Annotated in this window: 18 protein-coding genes; 6 read left to right on the forward strand and 12 right to left on the reverse strand. The window is 30.7% G+C overall.

The features are described from left to right. Positions 1 to 11: 11 nt before the first annotated feature. From AANAER_RS00825 to rsmA, 11 genes are read right to left on the reverse strand one after another with little or no spacing between them, the layout of a single operon-like run. Positions 12 to 749 carry a succinate dehydrogenase/fumarate reductase iron-sulfur subunit gene (locus tag AANAER_RS00825; RefSeq protein WP_129081369.1) on the reverse strand — a complete coding sequence of 246 codons (738 nt, stop codon included), beginning with the start codon at positions 747 to 749 and terminating at the stop codon, positions 12 to 14. Then, positions 746 to 2,350, reverse strand: a complete 1,605-nt coding sequence (locus AANAER_RS00830; RefSeq protein ID WP_129081370.1) for an FAD-dependent oxidoreductase — start codon at positions 2,348 to 2,350, stop codon at positions 746 to 748. Before AANAER_RS00830 ends, AANAER_RS00825 begins: the two co-directional genes overlap by 4 nt. Before the next feature lie 3 nt (positions 2,351 to 2,353). After that, entirely contained in the window at positions 2,354 to 2,770 is a 417-nt protein-coding gene (locus AANAER_RS00835; RefSeq protein ID WP_129081371.1) for a hypothetical protein, read from the reverse strand. Positions 2,771 to 2,799: 29 nt separating this feature from the next. Then, positions 2,800 to 3,729, reverse strand: a complete 930-nt coding sequence (locus AANAER_RS00840; RefSeq protein WP_129081372.1) for a D-2-hydroxyacid dehydrogenase — start codon at positions 3,727 to 3,729, stop codon at positions 2,800 to 2,802. Positions 3,730 to 3,788: 59 nt separating this feature from the next. After that, on the reverse strand, positions 3,789 to 5,207 hold the full coding sequence (locus AANAER_RS00845) for a PhoH family protein (protein WP_129081373.1): 1,419 nt from the start codon (positions 5,205 to 5,207) through the stop codon (positions 3,789 to 3,791). A 1-nt stretch (position 5,208) separates the two neighbouring features. Further along, positions 5,209 to 5,724: a protoporphyrinogen oxidase HemJ gene (hemJ, locus tag AANAER_RS00850; RefSeq protein ID WP_179951816.1), complete on the reverse strand. Its 516-nt coding sequence runs from the start codon at positions 5,722 to 5,724 to the stop codon at positions 5,209 to 5,211. Between the two features lie 32 nt (positions 5,725 to 5,756). Continuing rightward, positions 5,757 to 6,941 carry a replication-associated recombination protein A gene (locus AANAER_RS00855; RefSeq protein WP_129081375.1) on the reverse strand — a complete coding sequence of 395 codons (1,185 nt, stop codon included), beginning with the start codon at positions 6,939 to 6,941 and terminating at the stop codon, positions 5,757 to 5,759. Then, positions 6,934 to 7,734 (reverse strand): pseudouridine synthase, encoded by an 801-nt coding sequence (locus AANAER_RS00860; RefSeq protein WP_129081376.1) that lies wholly within the window; start codon positions 7,732 to 7,734, stop codon positions 6,934 to 6,936. Before AANAER_RS00860 ends, AANAER_RS00855 begins: the two co-directional genes overlap by 8 nt. Next, positions 7,731 to 8,696, reverse strand: coding sequence for a KpsF/GutQ family sugar-phosphate isomerase (locus AANAER_RS00865; RefSeq protein ID WP_129081377.1), 966 nt, complete (start codon positions 8,694 to 8,696; stop codon positions 7,731 to 7,733). The genes AANAER_RS00860 and AANAER_RS00865 overlap by 4 nt, the downstream gene beginning before the upstream one ends. Before the next feature lie 13 nt (positions 8,697 to 8,709). Further along, positions 8,710 to 10,650: a ribonuclease J gene (locus AANAER_RS00870; protein ID WP_228711126.1), complete on the reverse strand. Its 1,941-nt coding sequence runs from the start codon at positions 10,648 to 10,650 to the stop codon at positions 8,710 to 8,712. Then, the gene (gene rsmA / locus AANAER_RS00875) at positions 10,631 to 11,434 is read right to left on the reverse strand and encodes a 16S rRNA (adenine(1518)-N(6)/adenine(1519)-N(6))-dimethyltransferase RsmA (RefSeq protein WP_129081378.1); all 804 of its coding nucleotides are present in this window, start codon (positions 11,432 to 11,434) and stop codon (positions 10,631 to 10,633) included. The genes AANAER_RS00870 and rsmA overlap by 20 nt, the downstream gene beginning before the upstream one ends. 74 nt (positions 11,435 to 11,508) lie before the next feature. On the opposite strand from rsmA, the gene hisF reads away from it, so the two are divergent. The 6 genes from hisF (at position 11,509) to AANAER_RS00905 (ending at position 16,732) form a co-directional block, all read left to right on the forward strand. Further along, positions 11,509 to 12,270, forward strand: a complete 762-nt coding sequence (gene hisF, locus AANAER_RS00880) for an imidazole glycerol phosphate synthase subunit HisF (RefSeq protein WP_129081379.1) — start codon at positions 11,509 to 11,511, stop codon at positions 12,268 to 12,270. A 1-nt stretch (position 12,271) separates the two neighbouring features. Beyond that, a complete protein-coding gene (locus AANAER_RS00885) occupies positions 12,272 to 12,940 on the forward strand; it encodes a hypothetical protein (protein WP_044419031.1) in 669 nt (222 codons plus the stop codon). Beyond that, complete coding sequence (locus tag AANAER_RS00890) at positions 12,937 to 13,473, forward strand: phosphorylase family protein (RefSeq protein ID WP_129081380.1); 537 nt, start codon at positions 12,937 to 12,939, stop codon at positions 13,471 to 13,473. The genes AANAER_RS00885 and AANAER_RS00890 overlap by 4 nt, the downstream gene beginning before the upstream one ends. 341 nt (positions 13,474 to 13,814) lie before the next feature. Beyond that, positions 13,815 to 14,882 carry a 23S rRNA (adenine(2503)-C(2))-methyltransferase RlmN gene (rlmN, locus tag AANAER_RS00895; protein ID WP_407646586.1) on the forward strand — a complete coding sequence of 356 codons (1,068 nt, stop codon included), beginning with the start codon at positions 13,815 to 13,817 and terminating at the stop codon, positions 14,880 to 14,882. Positions 14,883 to 14,984: 102 nt separating this feature from the next. Then, positions 14,985 to 16,397: a glutamate--tRNA ligase gene (gltX, locus tag AANAER_RS00900; RefSeq protein WP_129081381.1), complete on the forward strand. Its 1,413-nt coding sequence runs from the start codon at positions 14,985 to 14,987 to the stop codon at positions 16,395 to 16,397. A gap of 68 nt (positions 16,398 to 16,465) precedes the next feature. After that, the gene (locus AANAER_RS00905) at positions 16,466 to 16,732 is read left to right on the forward strand and encodes an RNA recognition motif domain-containing protein (protein WP_044419495.1); all 267 of its coding nucleotides are present in this window, start codon (positions 16,466 to 16,468) and stop codon (positions 16,730 to 16,732) included. Between the two features lie 202 nt (positions 16,733 to 16,934). Here the strand turns inward: AANAER_RS00905 and AANAER_RS00910 are convergent, their stop codons facing one another. After that, positions 16,935 to 20,051: an efflux RND transporter permease subunit gene (locus AANAER_RS00910; protein WP_129081382.1), complete on the reverse strand. Its 3,117-nt coding sequence runs from the start codon at positions 20,049 to 20,051 to the stop codon at positions 16,935 to 16,937. Between the last annotated feature and the right edge of the window lie 6 nt (positions 20,052 to 20,057).

Consider the following 20,057-nt stretch of genomic DNA (forward strand, 5'->3'; position numbering starts at 1 on the left):
TTTAAAACCTTTTAGAATCCATTCGGGTTAAATCCTCCAAAAGAATCAAAACCAGTATCAAAGCCGCTGTTAAAAGATGCTATTGATTTATCTTCATACCCTTTTTGTACGGATTTCATTCTTAAATTCATAATATCACTTTTGGGATCAATAAATTGAGGACAGACAAGAGTACAGTTACCGCATAAAGTACAGTCCCAAATTCCGTTATTTTGGATTTTTTCTAGGATAGGAGCGCTATTTGACTCTTTTTTATCATTTACATATCTCAATGCTCTTGTAAGAGAATAAGGACCTAGAAAATCTTTATTTACTTCATAAACAGGACAAGAGCTGAAACAGCTTTGACAAAGAATACAATTACTTTGGGTATCAATAAGTTTTTCATCACTTTTTGTAATTTGCCCGCTGCTTGCTTTATGTAAAAAAGTTTCGCTGTTTTCTAAAAGTTTATATTCATGTTCCAAATCTACTATTAGATCTTTGATTACCTTTGCGTTATTTAAAGGTTCAACTAAATCATTATCTTTAAAATGCGTTTTACAGGCTAATCTTTCAGTTCCGTTCACTCTTACGGCACAGCTTCCGCAAACTCCTGTTTTACAACCGCATCTAAAAGCAAAAGAGTTGTCTTTTTTCTCTTTTACTTCTATTAGAGCATTAAGTATTGTTTCTTCCTTATCTATTTCAAACTCTTCTATATAAGGCTTTTTTTCTTTACTTTTTTCTCTTTTTATTCTAATTTTCATTTGATTTCCTCAAATGTAGTGATTATATCAGAGTTTTCAAGTTTGCAAATAGATATTTTGTCGAATTTTTTATCTTCTTTTATAAAATCCGTTCTAAAATGTGCCCCACGGCTCTCTTCTCTTTTATATGCGCAGTTTGTTACTATTTGGCAAAGAAGTAAAATATTTTCAAATTCAAGATATTCAACTAGGTTTTTATTATACTCTTTACTTTTATCTTCTATTCCCATACTTTTAATTTTGTTTTTTTCCTCTTCCAAATACTTTAATGCCTCTTCTAAAGTATTTTTTTCTCTAAATAAACCTACTTTATTAAATAAAAGCTCTCCAATTATATTTTTTGATTTGTAAAAGTCTTCATTTTTCTCTTTTTTTAAGATTTTGGCTACTCTTTTTTTCTCTGTTTCCAGATTATTTTCATTTTTTTCTTCACACTTAACTTCTTTTGCCTTTTTAGCCGCATTTTTAGCCGCTAATCTGCCGAATGTAACTATTTCCAATAAAGAGTTTCCTCCAAGTCTATTTGCTCCGTGAATACCGCTTTGGGCACATTCTCCGCAGGCAAAAAGATTTTCTATATTAGTTTGGGCATACTCATCTGTTAATATTCCTCCCATACTGTAATGAGCCGATGGAGTTATAGGTATTACCTCTTCTTCCATCTTTATTTTTAAAAAGTCTAAAACCAATCTTCTTTCTTGGGGAATAACTTCTTCTATTTTCTCTTTTCCCAAATGAGTAAGATCTAGATATACTTTGTCACCCTCTTCATATTTCTTATATATTGCTCTTGCAACTTCATCTCTAGGTTTTAGTTCATCAATAAAACGCTTGCCTTTTGAATCTATTAAATATCCACCTTCTCCTCTTGCACTTTCACTAATTAATATATTTTTGTTTAGTAGTGAAGTAGGGTGAAATTGAATAAACTCCATATTAGAAAGCTTTGCACCTGCTTTAAAAGCAACTGCAATACCGTCTCCTGTCGTGGCGTAAGAGTTTGTAGTAAAGTTATGGTAGATTCCTCCATATCCTCCTGTTGCCAAAATTACCGTTTTTGCATCTATTTGTACAATTTCTCCTGTTTTTATATCAAGAAACAGGGCACTTGTTACGGTATTGTTTTTTGTAAGTAGTTTTAAAAGAAGATGCTCATTTTTAAAATCGATACTATTTTTAATGCATTGGTCATAAAGCGTATGAAGAATTTTGTGTCCTGTATAATCAGAACTGTAGCAAGTTCTTTTGGCTTTTGTTCCTCCGAACTTTCTTTGTGCTATATTATTGTTCTCATCTCTGCTAAAAGGAACTCCGATTGAGTCTAACCAATTTATTGTTTGTTTGGAGTTTTCACAAAAATATTTGAGACTCTTTTTATTTGCAAGTTTATGGGAGGCTTTATAGGTATCTTTTTCATAATTCTCAATAGAATCATTTTCTGTTGTTTCTAATACTGCATTTATGCCGCCTTGGGCTTGGCAGGTTTGAGAGTGAGTAGTGTGAGTTTTTGATACTACTAAAACAGAAGCATTCTCCTCTTTAGCTTTTAATGCTGCACTTAATCCTGCTCCTCCCGAGCCTATGATAAGTATATCAATCATTGTTTATTCCCAAAACTCTTTTAGAGGCTCTTTTTTCTCTTCTGCTTCCTTTTGAACATCTTTATCTTCAATTTCAAGCTTTTCAATTTCTTCTAAGGCTTTTTTGTACTCCTCTTCATCTATTTCCTCTTGTGTATGTTCTGATTCGATGATTTTTATATTATCCTCATATTCATATACTTTTTTAACGGGTTTTTTTATTACAGTAGAATTCTTATTTGTATTTTTCAACTTTAAATACTCTGTCATCAATTCCTCATACTTTGAGAACTCCAATAACATAAAACTAGGTTTACCGTCTCTTAGTATTACGGCTTTGTCTATCTCCTCTTTAGTAAGCTTGTCAAAGATTTTTTTATTCTTTCTTATAAGCTCTGTTGATGAAAACATCTCTTTTGATGTATATTGTAAAGGCTCCATTCTAACTCCTATATGTATTTTAATTTGTATCAAAATTTGTAATCAATTATATTTTTATAAACTAAATCTATCAATCTTCTTCTTGCTTCAACAGAAGCCCAGGCAACATGAGGTGTAATTATAAGTTTGTTGTTATCTAATACTTTATTTAAAGGATTCGATTCTTCTATAGGCTCTTTTTCTAGAACATCAAGCCCACAATATAGACTTTTTTCAGTTTTTAATATTTCCGCTAAATCTTTTTCATTTATAATTCCGCCTCTTCCTACATTGATTAAAATTGCTCCATCTTTCATCATATTTAAATATGTTTTATTAATCAAATTATATGTTGTTTCATTTAAAGGAGCATGTATTGTAATAATATCAGAAGTTTTAACAAGTTCTTCTAGTGATATTGAATTAAAATTTGAATTAAAATTCTTTTTAGAAGTTGAATAATAATTTACATTACATCCAAAAGATTTTGCGATATTTGCAACTTTTTCTCCAATTGCTCCTAATCCTATTATTCCCCAGTTTTTGTTTTCTAATTCACAAAAGGGTACATCTAAGTGGGTAAATGTTTCAGAGTTTTGCCATTTTTTATTCTTTACGTAATTGCTGTAATAGTCTAACTTTTGTACAAAATGAAGGACTAATGAAATTGTATGCTGTGCTACGCTTGAAGTTGAGTATCCTGCAACGTTTTTAACTTCAATTCCTTTTAGTTTTGCGTATTCTAGGTCTACATTGTTAGTTCCTGTTGCTGCAATACATATTAATTTAATTTTTGAGTTATCCATTATCTCTTTGTCTATTACCACTTTATTTGTTATAACGACATCAGCATCTTTAACTCTTTGTAAGCGTTGATTTTCATCTGTTATTTCATATATAGTTACATCACCTAAAGTTTTGAATTTTTCTAGCGATATATCTTTTCCTAAAGTTTCACGATCTAAAAATACGATTTTCATTTTGTATACCTTTACAAAGTTTAATATGTAAAGGTATCAAAATTTTAATAAATAGCTAATTATTTGTTTTTTGTTGTGAATATTTTTTCAGCCCATTCAGTAATTGGACCTCTTAAAACTTTTTGCAGTTTAATAGCGAATATTTCAACTAGTTCACTTCTGTTTTTTGTAGATTTAAGTAGAGTTGTAAGTGCATTTGTATGTTTATTTACATAAAAGTTGTCAATTTGTTTATTACTTCCTAAAACAACGACTTTGCAGGTGCTGTCTATTCTTGAAAGTACCATTTGCATAGTTTTATTTGACATATTTTGCGCTTCATCTATTATAACAAATGAGTTAGAGAGTGTTCTACCTCTCATTTCTCCTACCCACATTGTTTCAATACCGTAGTTTTGTATCATCTGTTCTACTCTTTGATTAACCTCTTGATCGTCAAGCTCCGGTATGTTTTCATTATTCTTTCTGTTTGCTCTTTTTTTCTTATATTCACTTCTGATAATATAATCCAAACTATCCATTAAAGGGTGATTATATATTTTAAATTTTTCTTCGTATCCTGGTAGATAACCTACATCTTCACCTTTGTCCAAAGATTCAATAGAGTTTCTTATATAAATGATTTTTTGGAAATGTTTTTGTCTAACAAGTTTTAAAGCTCCGCTTAATGCCAACAAAGTCTTTCCTGAACCCGCTTTTGCTTCTATAATTAATACATTATAAAAGTGGGAAAGAATTGCATTTGAGAAAAAAAGCTGCTCTTTATTTAAAGGAGTGATTACTTGATCTCTTATTTGCGTTTCATCAAGCAAATAGACTCTTTTGTTTTTTATTGCCGCTAAAATCACTTGATCGGAACTTTTTACTTTAAAACAGTATGAAAAGTTATAAGGCTGATAGTTTTCATCAAAATCCGTTATGAGTGCATTGTCCAAAAATTCAGTTTTTTCAAAAGGTATTTCAACAGTTTTAATAAACTCATAATTAAATTCATCTTTATATGAGCCAATTAGAGAATCTGTTTTTATATCCAAACTTACAGCTCTTGTTCTAGCCATAATATCAAGAGAAAGAAATGTTGTTTCACTGCTTTTATAATATTCATCGCAAAAAGATGCAATTTCAAGTATTTTTCGGTCATTTATTATATTTAGAGCTACGTTTTTGGTACTTATAGAGTACTCTTCTTTTGAAATAACATCAATTATTGCACTTTTGGGTTCAAATATTTTTAACCTTATAATTTTATATGAACCGACTTTTTTAGATTCGATAATTTGCGAGTTTTCTAAGATTCTTGCAAATTCCCTTGCTTGGAAGTTTATTTCATCAAAACCGCTTTTTTTAGTATCTATTTCATCTAAAACCGTTTCAGGAAGAACTATTAAGTTTTTATTTTCATCACTTATTTTAAAAATATTTGATGCATCTTCAAGTAATATATTCGTATCTAAAACATAAACTTTTTCGAAACTCATATTACTCTTCTTTCTTTTTTTGTTTATAGACTTTATAAATCAAATAAGCTGCAAAAAGTATGGTTATAAATGTGAAAGCAAGGGAAAAAGTTTTAGTAATCACGTATCCAACGATTAAAATAGATAAAAATGTCGGAACTTCATTGTATGCTCTAAAAAAATTTCCGCTTTTTGAGTAATCATTATTTTCCAATTTTTTTCTATAATAACCCAAAGAAAAAGAGTAGGCAATAAGAAGTAGGGCAAAAAATATTTTTGCATGCATCCAACCGTCGCCTTTAAGTAAATCAGGTCTTAAGTAAAGCATTAGAACTCCGCTTATTATTGTTGCCCACATTGCAGGAAGACCGATATATTTGTACATTTTGTACTCTTGAATCTTTACGACTTCTACAAACTCTTTTTTATCTTTATGCTCTGTATGATATACATATAGTCTTGGTTGATAAAAAAGCATTGCCATCCATGACATTACAGCCATTATGTGAAACACAACAATCCAGAGATAGTAATCCATTATATTCATTCTTTTCCTTTATGATTATTTATCTAATTTTGCCCTTTGATTTTTTTTAACCATTCACTTAGTGTTTTTTCATAAGCGATATTTTTAGGTTCATAAAATTTAAGGTCCTCTTTTAAATACTCTTGTTCAACCCAACCTCCGTAATCATGAGGATACTTATATCCTATATGTTTATTATCTAGATGTTTGGGAATATTTAAAATTTTACCATTTTTTACTTCACTAAGTGCTTTATTAATTGCACTGTAAGCACTATTTGATTTTGGGCTAGAGGCTAAATAAATAATACATTGACCTAAAAGTATTCTGCTTTCGGGATATCCGATTTTTGAAGTAGCCTGCATAATACTTACGGCAAGATTTATTGCATTTGGATTTGCATTTCCTATATCTTCACTGGCAAAAATCACAAGTCTTCTTGTGATAAATTCGACGCTCTCTCCTCCGTCAATTAATCTTGCCATATAATATAAAGCGGCATCAACGTCGGAACCTCGAATTGATTTTATCATTGCACTTGCCAAATCATAATGGCTGTCTTTTGAACTAACACCGTCTCCGATTGGATTATTTCTTAACTCTTTTAGAAGTTCAATAGATATATTAGAATCAATTTTAAGGGCAAAATTAAGAAGATTGAGCATAGCCCTTGCATCACCACTGCTTGATAGGATTAGATACTCTCTAGCCTCTTTATCAAGCTTAAAATCTATATCTTCGTTGGCTTTATTCAAAACCTCTTCTAACTCCTCTTTTGTAAAAGGATTAAATTTAAAAAGAAAAGATCTTGACCTAATAGCATTTGTTAAGGTGAAAAAAGGGTTTTCCGTACTTGCTCCTATTATAACGGCTTCATAATTTTCCATTATGGGAAGCAGCACTTCTTGTTGATTTTTTGATAATCTGTGAACTTCGTCAATAAAGACTATAGGTTTTATCAAAGAGTTTTTGTATCTTGAAAAGACTTTTCTTAACTCTTCGACTTTTATTGTTGTTGCATTAAAATAGTAGTAATCGCTATCTATCTCTTTTGCTATAATTTTTGCTAAAGAGGTTTTTCCTGTTCCGGGTTTACCGTAAAAAAAGAGATGAGGAATCTCTTTTTTTTTGATTAGTTTGTATAGAGCAGAATTTTTGCCGATAATATGTTTTTGACCTATAAATTCATTTAGAGTTTTAGGTCTCAATATATTTGATAAATCATTCATCGCCGTTTAAAAATAGCCTTAAATCTTTATATTCATCTTTTGTAAGATATCTTGATTTCCCTGTAGGAAGATTGTTTAATGATATCCCGCCGAACTCAAATCTTTTTAGATCTAGTATATCAAGACCGAAGTGTCCGAAGAATCTTCTTAATTCTCTATTCTTCCCTTCACTTATTGCAACTTTGATTTTTGAAAAATTTTTATTGTTTGATATTATTTGATATGCGATAAAAGGTTCAAAATTCATTGCTTTGATTTTTGATTTTTCATGACCTCCTACTCTTGCATCTTTAAGTTCAAGACCGTTTAACATTGCTTCTTCTACTTTGGAAGTTACGGGACCGTTTACTTTTAATTTATAGATTCTTTCTAAATTTGAATGCATAAGTTTATTTGCAACATCTACGGAATCTGTTAAAAGAATCAAACCCTCACTTGCATAGTCTAATCTTCCGATGGGAATAAAATGTTTATATTTTTTATCTAAAGAATCATATATAACTTTTCTTCCTTGGGGATCGTTTTTTGTTACAAGTTCACCTTTGGGTTTGTTATAGATAATCACAGTATACATTTTGTTCTTATCTTCTTTTATTACTTTTTTGCCGATTCTTACGATATCTTTATTAGAAACTTTTGTTGCAAGATCTTTAACGGGCTTGTTATTTACCGTAATTCTTCCTTCTTCAATTAGTTTATCGGCTTCTCTTCTTGAGTAATTGCTGTTATGAGAAATAAATTTATTAAGCCTTGTCAGACTCTCTTCTTGCTCTTCTTCTATCTCTTTTTTCATTTTATTCCCGCTTCTATTAGGTCATGGATATGTAATACACCAATTATCTCATTATTTTCATTAGTTACAATTAAAAGCTGGATTTTATACTCTTCTATTATTTTAAGTGCATCACTTGCCAATAAATTTTTATCTTTTATTGTTCTAGGGTTTTTTGTTGCAATCTCTTCTACACTTTTTTCAATAGAGAAGTCAGGATTCATTAAGGCTCTTCTTAAATCTCCGTCACTTAATATTGAAGTTAAATGATTTTTTTCATCGATTATGAGTACGTTTCCCAATCTTCCTTCACTCATAGTTACAATAGCATCTTTAATTTTTGTTTCACGTGAAACAATAGGGAGATTTTCTTTTCTAAGAAGATCATCGACTTTTACAAAAAGTTTTTTACCTAAAGTTCCTCCGGGATGAAAAGAAGCAAAATCCTCTTTTTTAAAATCTCTTTTTCTCATTAGGCAAACTGCCAAGACATCACCCATAGCCAAGGTTAATGTAGTTGATGACGTAGGTGCGGCATCTAATGGACATGCCTCTTTTGTAACGCTTATATTTATAAAAATATCCGAATATTTTGCCAATGTAGAGTTTTCATTTTTAGCCATGGCAATTAAAGGAATATCAAATCTTTTAATATGGGGAAGAAGTTGGATTAACTCCTCACTCTCTCCGCTATATGAAATGCCAAGAACAATATCATCTTTACCTATCATTCCAAGATCTCCGTGCATTGCTTCTGTAGGATGTAAAAAGAATGATGAAGTTCCCGTACTTGCAAAAGTAGCAGCAATTTTTGCTCCTATAAGACCTGATTTGCCTACACCTGTAACTATAACTTTGCCTTTGCAGTTATATATTAACTCTACCGCGTCTTTTATATTAAAAGAGTCTATATTTTTTGAAGCAAGATTTAACTCTTTTGCTTCAATATCCAAGACCTCTTTTGCTATTTCATTAAAATCCATTTTTCTTTTTCCTTTATTGTACAAAAAGTGTAGGTACAATCATAGGGTATTTTTTATATTTTCTAATACAATGTTTTCTTACAGTTTTTCTTATTTCATCTTCTAAGATTCTATTATTTTTAAAGATACCTTCTTTTGCATTTTTCAAGAAAGTCTCTAATAACTCTTCAATCTCTTTTGCAAAATGTTTGTCATATCTATCCGAAACTAATCCAAAAGATGTAACTTTAGGTCTATCTACGATTGTTCTGTCGTTTGCATTAATATGTGCAACAATAATAACTACACCTTCATTTGCCATTGTTTGTCTATCTATTACTATATCATCCGATATTTTATGATTTAGTTGATTATCTATATAAACTTTCCCTGTTTTAACTGTTTTTACTTTTTTAAGATATTTCGGGCTTACTTCTATTTGCTCACCGTCACTCATAATATAAGTATTTCTTTCTAAAACTCCGCATGCAATACCTGTTTTTGCATGTTTTACAGCATGATTATACTCTCCGTGAATAGGCATAAAGAATTTAGGTTTAACTAATCGAAGCATCAATTTTTGTTCTTCTTGGGCTGCGTGACCTGAAACATGAATTTCGCTGAAATCTTGATAAGCAACAGTTGCTCCTGCTTTAAGAAGATGATTAATAATTCCTGAAACACTAGCTTCATTTCCGGGGATTGCTTTTGCTGAAAGAATAATTTGATCTCCCGGTTTTATTTTTACATGTCTGTGTTCATGAATTGACATTCTATATAAGGCACTCATTGATTCACCTTGACTTCCAGTAGTTACGATTAAAACTTCTTTATCATTGTATTTATTTACTTCATGAGCTTCAATAAATTGATCTCTTGGAAATTTTATATATCCCAAGTTCATGGCAATTTCAAGGTTTTTTTCCATTGATCTTCCGATTACGCAAACTTTTCTTCCGTATTTCAAGCCATATTCAATTGCTTGTGAGACTCTGTGAATATTTGAAGAGAAAGTAGACATAATAACTCTACCTTTTGCAGATGAGAATATTCTATCAAAAGTAGGAGCAACGGCTCTTTCTGATTTTGTAAATCCCGGTGAATGAGAGTTTGTTGAATCGGACATCAACAATAATACACCTTGTTCCCCATAATATGCAAGTCTATGAAGATCTGTAGGGAATCCGTCAATTGGAGTATGGTCGATTTTAAAGTCACCTGTATGAATAATAGTACCGGCTTCGGTTTTTATTGCCAAAGAAGATGAATCAATAATAGAGTGGGTAATATGAATCCATTCTATTTCAAAATCGCCTATTTTTATAGGAACTCTTTTCTCAATAGGTCTAAAAAGTTTTCTATGTTCTCTCATTTTATGTTCATCAAATTTTGAACCAATCATTTCAAGGGGTAATGAAGTTCCGTAAATAGGGAATTGCATCTCTTTAAAAAGATAAGGCATTGCACCTATATGATCTTCATGACCATGTGTAATAATTACAGCCGCAATTTTATCTTTTATTTGTCTTAGATATGTAAAATCCGGGATTAAAATATCAACACCGTGCATATCTTCATCAGGGAAACTCATCCCAACATCAACGATAATTGCAGATTTTTCTGTCTCTATTACCATCATATTCCCACCGATTTCACCTAATCCTCCTAATGGAGTGATTCTTACTTTTGCATTAGTTGAGAGGTTTAATTTATTATGGGGATTTAATCTATCTTTATGAGATTTTTCATTTATACTGTGAGCTTTTCTTAAATCATTAATCCAAGAGTTGTTTGCTTTTGAATTATTTGTTTTTGCTCTGTTGTTTGGGTTTCTTCTTCGTCTGTTAGGACTTGGTTTTTTCTCGCTTGTCTCTTTTTTAGGAGAAGGTTTTCTTTTTTCTGTTTGATTACCTTCTGGCTTCGTAGTTTTTTTAGCTATCTCGTTTTCTTGATTATTAGCTTTGTTGTTTTCCATTTTTTACCTTTGTATACATTTGGCTATACAAAGATACGTCAACTTCATGAGGTCTTAAAGTCTCTTTTATATTAAGTTCATTATAGATATTAGATAAAAACTCTTTTTTATAAAGACCTGATAAATTTTTAAAGAGTTTTTTCCTCGGTTGAGAAAAACAGACTTTTAAAAATTTTAAAAAATCTTTATCTAATTCCACTTTTTCTTTTTTTGAAATATAAAGAATTGATGAGACCACTTTGGGTGGCGGATCAAAAGATTCAGGCGGAACATCAAACAGTATTCTTGCCTCTTTTGACACTAATTCAGTAATTATTGAAAGTGAAGAGTACTCTTTATTATTTACTTTTGCAGTAAATTTTTGAGCAACTTCTCTTTGTATCATTACTATTATATTCTCACAATTTATATCTTCAAATGCTCTTAATATAATATTTGTTGCAATATAGTAAGGCAGATTTGCTATTAAATCGTATTTACTTTTATACAAACTACCTTTTTCATCCCAAGCTTTCAAAACATCTGTGTGGATTAGTTCAAAACGCTTGTTTTCAATTTCAATTGCAAATTTTGACTTTAAAACAGCTATTAAATCTGTGTCGACTTCATAAGCTGTTGTATCTTTGTACTTGACTAAATTTTCCGTCAAATCACCTAATCCAGGCCCAATTTCTACAATATGATTACTGTTTTTGGGCATCGATTGGATGATCATTGATAAAATGTTTTTGTCTTTTAAGAAATTTTGTCCGAATTTCTTTTTTGCAATTATACTCTTTTTCATTAGAATAAAAAGTATATCTGCTTTTAACTTACAATTAGATAAGATTATTTTCTATTAAAATTAAGGAATAAATTTTGAGTAATTTTGCAAAAAGAATTATCCCTTGCTTAGATGTAAAAGACGGAAGAGTTGTAAAAGGCGTAAACTTTGTAGGTCTTAGGGATGCCGGAGATCCTGTCGAAGTAGCAAAAAGATACAACAATGAAGGTGCAGACGAACTAGCATTTCTTGATATTACTGCAAGCCACGAAAACAGGGATACGATTGTAGATATCGTAAGAGATGTAGCTAAAGAGGTTTTTATCCCTTTAACAGTCGGTGGAGGGATTAGAAAACTAGAAGATATCTATAAATTACTAAATGTCGGATGTGATAAAGTATCAATAAACTCTTCAGCTGTTTCAAATCCTGATTTTATAAATCAAGGGGCAAAAAGATTCGGTAGTCAATGTATTGTTGTTGCGATTGACGTAAAAAAAGTGGAAGATGGCTCTTATCATGTTTTTGTAAAAGGCGGTAGAGAAGATACCGGACTTGATGCAGAACAATGGGCAAAAGAGGTTTATGACAGAGGTGCAGGAGAAATTCTTTTAACCTCAATGGATACAGACGGAGCAAAATCCGGATTTGAATTAAATATTACAGAAAAAATATCATCTTTGGTGGATATCCCCGTAATTGCAAGCGGTGGAGCAGGAACTATGGAGCATATAAAAGAGGCTTTTGAACATGGTGCAAGTGCAGCTTTAGCCGCTTCAATTTTTCACTTTAAAGAGATAGATATAATGGAACTAAAACATTACCTAAGAGAGAATAATATACCCGTAAGGATATAATATGAAATTTTTAAACCTACTATTAATACCGGCTTCTTTGTTCTCTTTTGAACTGGAATTTTCAAAAGAGTTTACACACCAGCTTCCCCATGACACTTTAAGTGCAAAGTTATTAATTACAATTGAAGATGAAACAGAGAGTATCGTTAATAATAGGTTTAAAGTTTTTAGTAAAAAAATAAACTCCTTTGATAAAGTAGAAAAGAAACTTGAAAAGTTTAATATCAAGCCAAGATATAGACACCTTGACAGTACACCAAGAATTATTGGATATAAAGGTGAATTAAAATATGAATTAAATTCATATAAAGCAAGAGATATGCATGATTTTATATCTGAGGTTACAGAATTAAAAAAATATAGAGATACAAACGTATCTGTAAGTAATCTAGCTTGGAGTGTAAGAGAAGATACCTATAATGTTACTTTAGATTTGTTAAGGCTTGAAGCTATTAATTGGGCAGATAGATATGCAAACAATTTGTCAAATGACTTAAATAAAAATTGTGTGGTTAGGAAAATTGTGATAGACAAAGATATTATCAATGATGCTAAAAATAAAAATATTTTATATAGCAGTAGTTTTACAGGTTCAAAAGGTTTTGATGTTCCCGATGCAAAAGAGGAGAGGGTAACTGTTTACTCAAAATATTTTATGGAGTGCAAATGATTGTATGTGCAGGAAGAAACGAAACTTTTAATTTTGCTCAGCCTATAGGAGTAGGATTAATAGAGAGTTCTATCAACTTAACAAGAATTGCTCTTTTTGATAAACCTGATTTTTTATTGTTTATCGGAACTGCAGGAAGTTACGGAAACTATAATATTTTTGATATTGTAGAGTCTAAAAGAGCAGCTAATTTAGAACTTTCATTTTTGAGCAATGATTCATATACTCCTTTAGATAATGTATTAGAATCGGATAATAAGATGGTAAAAAATGATACCATAGTTAATAGTTCAAATTATATAACAACAAATTTTGAATTGTCTAAACATTATAATGAGTATGGAATAGGAATAGAAAATATGGAATTTTTTTCTGTATTACAAGTAGCAAAAGAGTTTGAAATACCTGTTGCGGGAATATTTATCGTAACAAATTATACAAAAAAAGATGCACACAAAGAGTTCCTTTCTAATCATGATGAAGCAATGAAACGTTTAACTAAATATCTAATAGAGAAGCAAATAATAAAATAGTTTCACGTGAAACGTCGTATAAAAAACGTGAACTGCTTCACGTTTTTAGACGTTGAAAACGAAGTGGTATGCAGAGCATCCACGAAGTTCGGGAAACGCCAGTATTGAAAGTGAGGGATATAATAACTTGTTCATAGAACTTGAGAAACACCGTTAAGAAAATGTGAACTGCTTCACATTTTTAGGTGTTGAAAACGAAGTGGTATGCAGAGCATCCACGAAGTTCGGGAAACATCAGTGTTGAAAACGAAGTGATCTGCAAAGCAGACATGAAGTTCAAAAAACAACAATATTAAAAACAAAATAAAAATATTTAAAGCAGATAAATAAAAAGGAAAATATTGAATTCAATATATGATTACACATTAGATGAATTAAAAGAAAAGTTAAAACCTAGCTTTAGAGCAAAGCAGGTTTATAATTGGTTATATAAAAAATACGTAACTTCATATGAACAGATGAAGAATCTTCCTAAAGAGTTGATTGATGATTTAAAAGAGAATTATCCGATTAATATTATGGAAATAGTAAAAAGAGAGAAGAGTCTTGACGGAAGTATAAAATATCTTTTTAAATTAAGAGACGGTCATACGGTAGAAGCTGTTTTATTACTAATGAAGAAGAAGATTACAAATGATAAAGGTGAAGTTGAACAAAGCGAAAAATTTACCGTATGTATCTCAACACAAGTTGGATGTAAAGTCGGATGCAGCTTTTGTCTTACTGCAAAAGGTGGCTTTGTAAGAAATCTTACCGTAGGTGAAATAGTAAATCAAATAGTTCAAGTAAAAAGAGATAATCAAATAGCCCAAAACAAATCTTTAAATATTGTTTTTATGGGAATGGGTGAACCTTTAGACAATTATGATAACTTTGTTCATTCTGTTAAAGTCTTTTCTGAACTTGAGGGATTGGCAATTAGTAGAAGAAGACAAACTGTTTCAACTTCAGGATTATCGACAAAAATAGAAAAACTAGGAAATGAAGATTTAGGAATTCAACTTGCAATATCTTTACACGCTGTTGATGATGAATTAAGAAGCGAATTGATTCCTATGAATAAAGCATATAATATAAAATCAATTATTGATGCCGTTAAAAAATTTCCGGTTGATACAAGAAAAAAAGTAATGTTTGAATATTTGGTTATTAAAAACAAAAATGATGATATTGAATCTGCAAAAAAACTTTTAAAACTTTTAGACGGAATAAAAGCAAAAGTAAATTTAATATATTTTAATCCATATCCAGGTACATCATATCAAAGACCACAAAGGGATGATATGCTAAAATTCCAAGAATATTTAATAAGCAAAGGTCTACTTTGTACTATTAGAGAATCAAAAGGTCTTGATATCTCGGCTGCATGTGGACAACTTAAAGAGAAGGAAGCCAATGGGAGCGCTTGATTATGCAATGTTGATTTTTATTGCAGCTGTTGCAATATTTTCTGCAATAGGATTTTTTATTAATAATAGAGATACAAAAGACAAAAAAGAATAAGGAAGATTATGGCTGTTACTAGATTTGCTCCAAGTCCTACGGGATATTTACATATTGGAGGATTAAGAACTGCACTTTATAGCTATTTATGGGCTAGAAAAACAAAAGGTCAATTCAGATTAAGAATTGAAGATACGGATACTCAAAGAAATAATGAAGATGCTATGAAAGCAATTCTTGAAGCCTTTGAGTGGGTAGGTATGGATTTCGACGGTGAAGTTGAATATCAATCAAAAAGATTGGATATTTATAAAGAGTATATTCAAAAACTTTTAGATGAAGGAAATGCATACTACTGTTATATGACAAAAGAGGAGCTTGATGCTTTAAGAGAAAAGCAAATGGCAAATAAGCAGACACCTAGATATGACGGAACATGGAGACCTGAAGAGGGGAAAACTCTTCCTTTAATTCCTGAAGGTGTAGAACCTGTAGTTAGAATAAAAGCTCCAAAAGAGGGAATGATTACATTTATAGACGGAGTTAAGTCTATTATGAATTTTAACTGTTCTGAAGTTGATGATTTTGTAATTGCAAGATCAAACGGAATGCCTACATACAATTTTGTTGTTACTATTGATGATGCTTTAATGGGAATAACAGATGTAATAAGAGGTGATGACCATTTAACAAATACTGCAAAACAAATTATTATTTATGAAGCATTGGGATTTAATATTCCTAAATTTTATCATGTGCCTATGATAAATAATCCCCAAGGTAAAAAGCTTTCAAAAAGAGACGGTGCTTTAGATGTGATGGAGTATAAAAGACAAGGTTTCCTTCCTGAAACACTTTTAAACTTTTTAGTAAGATTAGGATGGTCTCACGGAGATCAAGAAATTTTTTCTATGGAAGAGATGTTAGAATTATTTGATCCTTCAAATATTAACAAATCAGCTTCTTCATATAATGAGGAAAAACTTTTATGGCTAAACTCTCATTATATAAAAAATGTTTCAAATGAAAGATTGGCAAATGAGCTGGAATATTTTGACTGTCATATAAAAGGACATGATAAAAAAGAGATAATTTTAGATCTTTGCAAAGAGAGAGCTCAAACTCTGATTGAACTAAAAGAGGCAATTAATAAAATTATTCTTAGACCGACTTCATATGAAGCTAAAGGAACAAAAAAATTTATTAAAGAAGATACTATAAAATTTTTAGAAGTCTATTTACAAACATTGGAAGAGAATAAAGAGTCTTTGCATTTAGCTTGTGATTATGAAGTAATAACAAAACCTTTTATAGAAAAATTTGAGCTTAAATTTCCTCAACTTTTTCAACCTATAAGAATTTCATTGACAGGTGGAACACAAGCACCGTCAGTTTATGATATTATGGCAGTATTAGGTTTTGAAGAGGTAAAAAGTAGAATTTTAACTGCAATTGAGAGAAATTTTGGTAAAGAAGCGTAAAAAGACTTGCCAAAAATAAATTAAAAAGGCATAATATTCATACTTATATGAAAGGAAGAAAAATAAGAATGAATATTTATGTTGGTAATTTGTCGTATAACGTTGATGACAATGGTTTAAAAGATGCTTTTGAAAAGTTTGGTGAAGTAAAAAGTGCAAAAGTTATTACTGATAGAGAAACAGGAAGATCAAAAGGATTCGGTTTCGTTGAGATGATGACTGAAGTAAGTGGAAGTCAAGCAATTGAGGAACTAAACGGATCTGAACTTGACGGTAGAACTTTAAGAGTAAACGAAGCTAGACCTAGAGAACAAAGACCTAGAAGACAATACTAATCATTTAAAAACTAATCAACAATCTAAAATCAAGATTTTTTAAAAATATAATGAAACTTGCAAAAGGAGAAAAATCTTGTAGGTTGTTGGTTTTAGTCATTAGTTAGTCAACAAGTTTCATTATATTAATTGTTTAGCTGTAAGAGAATTATACTAATTAATTGTGGAGTAATTGTGTGCTTTTATTTATTCCTACTAAAAATTAGTAGGATAAATCATTGTTGATAATTTTCTCTTTTTTTCTCAAAGCTAAAATATAAAATATTGTAGGAATAATGATAAGCGTTAAGAATGCAGATGAAGTCATTCCTCCAATCATCGGTGCAGCTATTCTTTGCATAACCTCACTTCCCACACCGTTTATATACATAATAGGAATTAGCCCTCCTAAAATTGCAAAAAGAGTCATTAGTTTTGGTCTAAGTCTTAGAACAGCCCCTTTATAAATTGCTTGCGCAATACTTTTTTTATCAAAAGTTCCATTAGATCTTTTTAATTCAAGCATAGCTTCATGAAGATACACAATCATCACAATAGAGGTTTCAGCAGCAACTCCTAAGAGTGCCAAGAAGCCAACTATAACGGCAATGGAGATATTAAAGTTTAGATAATCAAGATAAAATAAACCTCCTGAAAGTGCAAAGGGAAGCGTAAAAAATATAATCATAGTATAGGTAATATTTTTAAGTGCAAAATATATCAAAATAAATATAATCATAAATGTCAAAGGAATTATATATATAAGTCTATTCATTGCTGATTCCAAATATTCACTTTGACCTGCCCACTCATAATAGAAGCCTTCGGGAAGTTTTAAATCTTTTAAAAGTTTTTGGGCACTATCTTTATACTCTTTTGTAGAAACACTGTTTTTAGGAGTAATATATATAAAGTTTACGTTTAAAGCTTTTTCAGATTTTATAACAGAAGGTCCCTCTTCATAATAAAGATTTGCAAACATTGATATTGGTTGAAATCCAAGTTTTGTTTTAACTTGAAGATTATTAAGTTTTGTAATATCTTCTCTTTGTTCAGCTTTAAATCTTAGAGAAATAGGGTATCTCTCCAAACCTTTATAAAGAGTTGATATCTTACTTCCAGCAACACCTAAAGAGATAGTTGATAAAATATCATTTTTATTAATACCGTATCTATCAAGCATACTCTCTTTTATATCTATATTTAAATAATATCCTGAATTGATTTTATCTGTTGATACTGATAGAGTTTTATCATATTTTTTTAAAATCTGTTCAATTTTGTTTGCCGTATCTTCCAAAAGTTGATGATCGTTTCCATATAGTTTTATACCAAGAGGAGTTCTAATACCTGTTAGAAGCATGTCTATTCTTCCTCTAATAGGATAAGTCCAAGAGTTGATTAAACCTGCAACTTGAAGTTTTTTATCCATCTGCTCCATTAACTTTTTATAGGTCATTCCTTCTCTCCATTGCTCTTGTGGTTTAAAAGTCACAATGGTTTCTATCATGGCCAATGGTGCAGGATCTGTTGCTGTATCTGCACGTCCTGCTTTACCGAATACCGTAGCAACTTCAGGAAAAGATTTAAGTATTCTATCTGTTTTTTGGGTAAGTTCTTTTGCCAAATCAATACCTATACCGTATGGAGTGACCGGCATATACATAAAGGTTTGTTCATTCATCATTGGCATAAACTCCCAATTTAGTTTTTTATATGCGGGATAAACTGCTATTAAAGTTGCCAAGAAAATAAAAACGATAAGGTATCTAAATTTTAAAGAGGCTTTTAATAAAGGAGAGTATAAAGCTATAAAAAATCTATTTAGATAGTTTCTCTTCTCATCTAAAATTTTACCTTTTATAAAAAAGACCATAAGAATAGGCACTAAGGTAATAGAAAGAATTGCTCCTGAAATCATTGCAAAAGATTTTGTAAAAGCAAGGGGAGAAAAGAGTCTTCCCTCTTGCCCGCTTAAAGCAAAAATAGGTAAAAAAGAGACAACAACTAAAATCAAAGCAAAAAAGATAGGACGTCCCACTTGTTTAGCTGATTTTACAATAATCTCAACTCTCTTTTTATTTGAGATATCATTTTTACCTTGCAGATATTTATGGGCATTTTCTACCATTACGATTGTTGCGTCAACCATAGCTCCGATTGCAATGGCAATTCCTCCAAGACTCATAATATTTGAACCTAAACCAAAAGCTTTCATCAAAAGAAAAGTAAATAGTACGGTAATAGGTAGAGTAATAATTATAATCAAAGCACTTCTAAGGTGAAATAAAAACAGTGCAGATACAATCATTACAATTATCGACTCCTCAACTAAAGTATGTTTTAGAGTATAGATTGCTTTATCTATTAAAGAGCTTCTATCATAAGTTTCTACAACTTTGACATCATCAACTTTTAGTGTTTTGATTTTCTCTTTAACTCTTTTTATAACATCATAAGGATTTTCACCGTATCTAACAACGATAATTCCCCCGACTGTTTCTCCTTGACCGTTTAAATCTGCCATTCCTCTTCTATTTGTAGAAGTAACATTAACTTCGGCAATATCTTTTATGGTAAGGGGAATAGAACCGTTTGTTTTAATAGTAATGTTTTCTATATCATTTACATTTTTTAGAAAACCTTTTGCTTGAATCATATGTTCAAAACCGTTTTCTAAGATGATTCTTCCGCCTTTTTCATCATTGTTTTTTGTTAATGCCTTTTTTACATCATTGATACTAAGATTGTATTGAACTAATTTATCCTGGTCTAAAGTGATTTCATAATTTTTTATAAATCCACCCACAGAAGCTACTTCACTAACTCCGTCAACTCCAAGAAGTGCAAATTTATAATAGTAATCTTGAAGTGTTTTTAACTCATCCAATGATTTTGTATCAGATTTTAGTGCATACTCGTAAGCCCATCCAACTCCTGTAGCATCGGGACCTATTGCTACATCTACGCCTGTGGGAAAACTTCCTTGCAGCTGCGATAATTGCTCTAATATTCTGTTTCTTGCATCATAAAGATCTGTTCCATCTTTGAAAATAACATATATTAAAGCATTTTGAAAAGAGCTCATAGCTCTAACTGTTTCAATATTTGGAAGACTCATAAGATTTGAAATCAAAGGATAAGAGACTTGGTCTTCTATAGTTTTCGGACTTTGTCCGGGCCATTTTACCTGTACGATAACTTGTGGAGGTGAAAGGTCTGGAAGCGCATCCAGACTACTTTTTTTTACTGCCCAAAATGAGGCAACAATTAATATAAAGGTACTAATAAGAATTAAAAATTTATTTTTTATACTATATGAGATAATTGATTCTACCATAACTAA

This window comes from Halarcobacter anaerophilus, from assembly GCF_006459125.1.
Lineage (GTDB): Bacteria > Campylobacterota > Campylobacteria > Campylobacterales > Arcobacteraceae > Halarcobacter > Halarcobacter anaerophilus.

Bases quoted from the DNA above. Each gene is read 5' to 3' on its own strand.
- AANAER_RS00865 (WP_129081377.1), bottom strand. From the start codon at position 8,696: ATGGATTTTAATGAAATAGCAAAAGAGGTCTTGGATATTGAAGCAAAA.
- AANAER_RS00855 (WP_129081375.1), bottom strand. From the start codon at position 6,941: ATGAATGATTTATCAAATATATTGAGACCTAAAACTCTAAATGAATTT.
- AANAER_RS00890 (WP_129081380.1), top strand. From the start codon at position 12,937: ATGATTGTATGTGCAGGAAGAAACGAAACTTTTAATTTTGCTCAGCCT.
- AANAER_RS00860 (WP_129081376.1), bottom strand. From the start codon at position 7,734: ATGAAAAAAGAGATAGAAGAAGAGCAAGAAGAGAGTCTGACAAGGCTT.
- rsmA (WP_129081378.1), bottom strand. From the start codon at position 11,434: ATGAAAAAGAGTATAATTGCAAAAAAGAAATTCGGACAAAATTTCTTA.
- AANAER_RS00830 (WP_129081370.1), bottom strand. From the start codon at position 2,350: ATGATTGATATACTTATCATAGGCTCGGGAGGAGCAGGATTAAGTGCA.
- AANAER_RS00825 (WP_129081369.1), bottom strand. From the start codon at position 749: ATGAAAATTAGAATAAAAAGAGAAAAAAGTAAAGAAAAAAAGCCTTAT.
- AANAER_RS00835 (WP_129081371.1), bottom strand. From the start codon at position 2,770: ATGGAGCCTTTACAATATACATCAAAAGAGATGTTTTCATCAACAGAG.
- AANAER_RS00845 (WP_129081373.1), bottom strand. From the start codon at position 5,207: ATGAGTTTCGAAAAAGTTTATGTTTTAGATACGAATATATTACTTGAA.
- AANAER_RS00840 (WP_129081372.1), bottom strand. From the start codon at position 3,729: ATGAAAATCGTATTTTTAGATCGTGAAACTTTAGGAAAAGATATATCG.
- AANAER_RS00870 (WP_228711126.1), bottom strand. From the start codon at position 10,650: ATGGAAAACAACAAAGCTAATAATCAAGAAAACGAGATAGCTAAAAAA.
- gltX (WP_129081381.1), top strand. From the start codon at position 14,985: ATGGCTGTTACTAGATTTGCTCCAAGTCCTACGGGATATTTACATATT.
- AANAER_RS00905 (WP_044419495.1), top strand. From the start codon at position 16,466: ATGAATATTTATGTTGGTAATTTGTCGTATAACGTTGATGACAATGGT.
- AANAER_RS00885 (WP_044419031.1), top strand. From the start codon at position 12,272: ATGAAATTTTTAAACCTACTATTAATACCGGCTTCTTTGTTCTCTTTT.
- AANAER_RS00910 (WP_129081382.1), bottom strand. From the start codon at position 20,051: ATGGTAGAATCAATTATCTCATATAGTATAAAAAATAAATTTTTAATT.
- hemJ (WP_179951816.1), bottom strand. From the start codon at position 5,724: ATGGATTACTATCTCTGGATTGTTGTGTTTCACATAATGGCTGTAATG.